This is a genomic window from Acinetobacter sp. V2 (genome assembly GCF_001188385.1).
Taxonomy (GTDB): Bacteria; Pseudomonadota; Gammaproteobacteria; order Pseudomonadales; family Moraxellaceae; genus Acinetobacter; species Acinetobacter oleivorans.
In genome coordinates this window covers 240,255-243,256 of sequence record NZ_JZFB01000001.1, presented here as the reverse complement: position 1 = coordinate 243,256, position 3,002 = coordinate 240,255, and the positions used below count along the sequence as shown (strand labels likewise).

Below are 3,002 nucleotides of genomic sequence, written 5' to 3'. Positions count from 1 at the left end.
CCTGCCATAATTCCTGTTCTTAAGCTTGATAGATCAAACTCATTAAATTGCTCATGTTCTAAGGTGGCAATAAACATGGTCGGCACGCCATAAGCTGCCGTACAGCGTTCTTGATGAATCGCTTTTAAAGTTTCTAAAGGATTAAATACCGCCGATGGGTAGACCATGGTTGACCCATGTGTAACGCAGGCTAGATTCCCCATGACCATTCCGAAACAATGAAACAACGGTACAGAAATACAGACTTTATCTTGAGGTGTTAGACGAATGCCCTCACCCACAAAATAACCATTATTTAAAATATTATGGTGGGTCAACATGGTCCCTTTAGGGTTACCTGTTGTGCCTGAGGTAAATTGGATATTAATCGTTTCATCAAACTGATGTTGCTTCGCTAATTGTTTTAATTGTTCTAGCTGTTCAGAAGTTGGTTTAGTGACTAAATCACTAAAGCGATAAATACCCGTATGTTGTTGGTCATCGATTTTAATCACAAATTTTAAATGTGGCAGTCGCGCTGAACTGAGCACTTTATCTGGACTATTAGGTAATTCAGGGGCAATTTTTGTGAGTAATTCTTGGTAATCAGTGGTTTTGAATTGAGAAGCAATAATCAATCCTTTGCATGAGACTTTATTCAATACATATTCAAGTTCATGGCTTTTATAAGCTGTATTTAGATTGACTAAAATAATCCCTGCTTTAAAAGCTGCAAATTGGGTTACCGTCCATTCCACACAGTTAGGTGACCAGATCGCTAAGCGATCTCCTTTTTTTAATCCCAATTTTAAAAGGCTACAAGCAAAAGCGTTTACTTCATCCTGTAAAGCTTTATAGGTTAATCGTCTGTTTTGATGGAAACTGACGATTGCTTCCTTTTCTGCATATTGCCGACAGGCCTGATCGAATTGTTCACCAATGGTCATACCCAATAAGGGCTGTGTGCTTGGTCCCGAGGCGTAGCTTAACCGTTCTTGTTGCATTGAATCATTCTCCTTGATTCTTCTAATTCTCTTCTTACCTGATCTAATTGTTGTTACTGCAACTACTTTTCCAAACTACTTATTTTGTGTTGTTTTAACCTTTATATGCCCTATTTCTTCTGCACAGCGTCTACACAAAAGTCAGCAATCTGTTTTGAAAAATAGTCTTTGTGCGCATGATCAAACTTTGTATTTTGAGCTGGGTCTAGGGGTTCAACCACCACATAGGTCATGGCACCGACAACACAAAGTGCGGCTGTGTTTAAATCATCCAAGACAAACTCACCACTTGCATTTCCATCCGCAAGTATTTTTTTAATACTTTGTTTAATCAATTGCTTCACACGAAAACGCTCATGTTCAACCGTTGAATCGACGGGTTCAAACATGAGTGAATATGCAAGCTGAGGACTATTCAGTGCCCGTTTTACAAAGGTTGCCACCGCCTTGTGTAATTTCTGCTTTGCCGATAACTCACTTTCGGTAATCGAATCAATCACCAATAGTTCTGTATTAATAGCCTCGGACAAAACTTCAATTAGCACTTGGCTTTTATTATCAAAGTAGCGATAAACCAGTCCACTAGATACACCCGCTTGCTCTGCAATTGTTTGTATTTGCGCGTCTTTAAATCCTCCCTCTGAAATTATTTTTCTGGCTGAATTCAAAATCGATTTACGATTTTGCTCCATCCGCTCTTGCATTAAAGATGATCGTTTATAGCTCATAATTTATTCTCTAACAAATAAAATGAATTGTAAATCATTTTATGAATCTGTATTCACTTTTTCAAAAAATCATTGTATGTTACTTATCAAATACCCACAAAATATTTTATGGACAACAAATATAACCAATAGGATGAAAATATCATGAACCTACGCAGCTTGAATTTCGGTCTAGATGAAACTTTAATTGCGCTTCAAGATTCGGTAGCCGCTTTTTGTGCAAAGGAAATTGCACCAATTGCCCAACAAGTTGATCAAGACAACAAATTCCCTGCACATCTCTGGAAAAAATTCGGAGATATGGGCCTTTTAGGCATGACGGTTTCTGAAGAATATGGCGGTGCCAATATGGGTTATTTAGCTCATATTATTGCCATGCAAGAAATTTCTCGTGCTTCGGCAGCCATTGGTTTGTCTTACGGTGCTCATTCTAATTTATGTGTAAACCAAATTAACCGTAACGGTAACGAGCAGCAAAAACAGAAATATTTACCAAAATTGATTTCCGGTGAATATGTTGGTGCCCTTGCGATGTCTGAACCGAATGCGGGTTCTGATGTCGTTAGCATGAAATTACGTGCAGAGCAAAAAGGTGATCACTTCGTTTTAAATGGTTCAAAAATGTGGATCACTAACGGCGGTGATGCAGATGTACTCGTGGTTTACGCAAAAACTGATCCGCAAGCTGGTGCAAAAGGGATGACTGCATTCTTAATTGAAAAAAGCATGAAAGGCTTTAGTCACGGTAACCATTTAGACAAACTCGGTATGCGTGGCTCTAACACTTACCCACTGTTTTTTGACAATGTGGAAGTACCTGCTGAAAACGTACTCGGCGGTGTTGGTAACGGCACAAAAGTACTGATGAGTGGTTTGGACTATGAACGTGCAGTTTTAAGTGCCGGACCTTTAGGCATTATGGATGCTTGTTTAGATGTGGTCATTCCATACTTACACCAACGTGAACAGTTTGGTCAGGCTTTAGGTGAATTCCAGCTTATGCAAGGCAAACTTGCCGATATGTATTCAACATGGTTGGCATGTAAAGCCCTTGTCTACGCAGTTGGTGCTGCCTGTGACAAAGCCGACCATGACCGCAGTCTACGTAAAGATGCTGCAAGTGCCATTTTATATGCTGCTGAAAAAGCAACATGGATGGCAGGTGAAGCAATTCAAACTTTAGGCGGTAATGGTTATATCAATGAATTCCCTGCTGGCCGTTTATGGCGCGACGCAAAACTTTATGAAATTGGCGCGGGAACTTCTGAAATTCGCCGCATGCTGATTGGTC

Annotated in this window: 2 protein-coding genes and 1 pseudogene; 1 reads left to right on the top strand and 2 read right to left on the bottom strand. The window is 39.8% G+C overall.

Annotated elements, in window-relative coordinates:
• Positions 1–920: pseudogene (locus UC75_RS19590) on the bottom strand (AMP-binding protein); the annotation flags it as partial.
• A gap of 173 nt (positions 921–1,093) precedes the next feature.
• On the bottom strand, positions 1,094–1,711 hold the full coding sequence (locus UC75_RS01085) for a TetR/AcrR family transcriptional regulator (protein ID WP_004793061.1): 618 nt from the start codon (positions 1,709–1,711) through the stop codon (positions 1,094–1,096).
• A 144-nt stretch (positions 1,712–1,855) separates the two neighbouring features.
• Between UC75_RS01085 and UC75_RS01080 the strand changes: the two genes are divergently transcribed.
• Positions 1,856–3,002 (top strand): isovaleryl-CoA dehydrogenase (locus UC75_RS01080; protein WP_049836411.1); only part of this gene is annotated, 1,147 nt, incomplete at its 3' end.